This is a genomic window from Bacillus sp. S4 (assembly GCF_040838205.1).
In the GTDB taxonomy this organism is placed as follows: Bacteria; Bacillota; Bacilli; order Bacillales; family Bacillaceae_G; genus Bacillus_A; species Bacillus_A cereus_U.
This window is the reverse complement of sequence record NZ_JBFPJI010000489.1, coordinates 1-1,663: the sequence shown is the minus strand read 5'-3', so window position 1 is coordinate 1,663 and position 1,663 is coordinate 1. Positions and strand designations below refer to the sequence as shown.

The following is a 1,663-nucleotide window of genomic DNA, read 5'->3' as shown; positions in this document are numbered from 1 at the left end:
TTCTCACACACTCTAATTAGTTTACATAATGATTTTACAGTTTACCTTTATCGATATATTCTAAATGTCCTCTTCCCCAACCACACATACTATCCAAAACAGTGCTTACTGTTTTTCCATGTTCTGTTAAGCTGTATTCAACTTTAGGTGGTATTTCTTGATAAATTTCACGTTTTATAAGTTGATCTTGTTCTAATTCACGAAGCTGCTTCGCTAATGTCCCTTGAGATATATCTGGTATTAGCCGCTTTAATTCACCAAACCGTTTCGTTCCATCTGTTAGCAAAATAAATAAAATAAGTGGTTTCCATTTCCCACCGATTATTTGTAATGTCGCTATTACTCCTTTTAATTTCGGTTCTTGTAAATCCATTTTTCTCACCTCTTCCTCAAATCATAATGAGTAATTTTTCATATTATTTATCCATACGATAAGCGATTAGTACGAAATTTGCGACTATGTACATATAAAGTGCGTACTTTTCACTTGCTATCTTTTAATGAATAATAAAAGCATGCAGTTTTATTTTAAAGTTTATATCAAGGGAGTGGCTAAAATATGTCTATTACTACATTAAAAGATAATCGTATCGTTATCATTGGCGGGAGTTCGGGTATGGGATTAGCTACAGCGAAACAAGCAATTGAACAAGAAGCACATGTTATTATTGCAGGGCGCTCGGAAGAAAAGTTAAAGGCTGCTCGAGAATTAATAAATAACAACCATCTTCAAACTTATATATTGGATAATCAAAATAAGAAACAGTTACAAGATTTTTTCAAGAAAGTTGGTAATTTTGATCATTTATTCACACCAGGTGCCTCTTATACACTTGGGCCAATAACCGCTACAGCTGAAATTGCTGAAAGCAGCTTTATCGGAAAGTTTTGGCCACAATATTATGCAGTAAAATATGCAATTCCTTTTCTTTCAAATTCAGGATCTATCGTATTAATGTCTGGTGCCTTTAGTCAGAGACCACTAAAGGGCGGAGCCGCTTATGGCGCTTGTAATGGTGCTATTGAAAGTTTAGGGAAAGCTTTAGCAGTTGAATTAGCACCGATTAGAGTTAATGTTGTTTCTCCTGGAACGATACAAAGAGAGAATGAACAAAACGAAAAAAGACTAGCTGCTTATGAAGGTTATAAATCTCTTTCTCTTGTACAACGATCTGGATATAATGACGAAATTGCACACACTGTCATTTATTTAATGCAAAATAGTTTTACTACTGGCAACGTATTGTTTCCTGATGGAGGATACATATATCATTAATTTACAAAATTTAATGCCTCCTTAGATTAACTAGTATTAAGGAGGCTATTATTGCTAATCAACGAGGCATTTGTGCTAAATATTTTCGGATAGAAATAAAGTAAAAAAGGCATCGTATATGCCTTTTTTACTTTATTGTTTATTTGTTTATCGGATAACAAACCTCTGTAACCCACTTATTAGGATCTGATTCCATCGCTGGGCTAACGTGATAAATATTAAACATCGGTCCGGCTAATTCATAACCTTCCGTTTCAATCCATTTTGCTGCCGCCTCATTTACAGCTGTCATTTGTTCGTAACTTCCGTTAACTGTTATTGAAGCTACACAAGATGGATCTATCTTTTTGAAATTAACATCTTTTGTATTTTCATGCTCCCCTAAAA

At 34.1% G+C, this 1,663-nt stretch carries 3 protein-coding genes; 1 reads left to right on the top strand and 2 read right to left on the bottom strand.

Going from position 1 to position 1,663, the window contains the following annotated elements; all coding sequences use genetic code 11:
• Positions 1–34: 34 nt before the first annotated feature.
• Entirely contained in the window at positions 35–373 is a 339-nt protein-coding gene (locus tag AB3X48_RS21920) for a winged helix-turn-helix transcriptional regulator (RefSeq protein ID WP_016104917.1), read from the bottom strand.
• Positions 374–559: 186 nt separating this feature from the next.
• Between AB3X48_RS21920 and AB3X48_RS21915 the strand changes: the two genes are divergently transcribed.
• Positions 560–1,276: an SDR family oxidoreductase gene (locus AB3X48_RS21915; RefSeq protein ID WP_016104916.1), complete on the top strand. Its 717-nt coding sequence runs from the start codon at positions 560–562 to the stop codon at positions 1,274–1,276.
• 139 nt (positions 1,277–1,415) lie between these two features.
• Here the strand turns inward: AB3X48_RS21915 and AB3X48_RS21910 are convergent.
• A partial coding sequence (locus AB3X48_RS21910; protein ID WP_367959945.1) for a GyrI-like domain-containing protein occupies positions 1,416–1,663 on the bottom strand: 248 nt, incomplete at its 5' end.

Excerpts from the sequence above, each read along its gene's own strand:
- AB3X48_RS21920 (WP_016104917.1), bottom strand. The coding sequence starts at position 373 with ATGGATTTACAAGAACCGAAATTAAAAGGAGTAATAGCGACATTACAA.
- AB3X48_RS21915 (WP_016104916.1), top strand. The coding sequence starts at position 560 with ATGTCTATTACTACATTAAAAGATAATCGTATCGTTATCATTGGCGGG.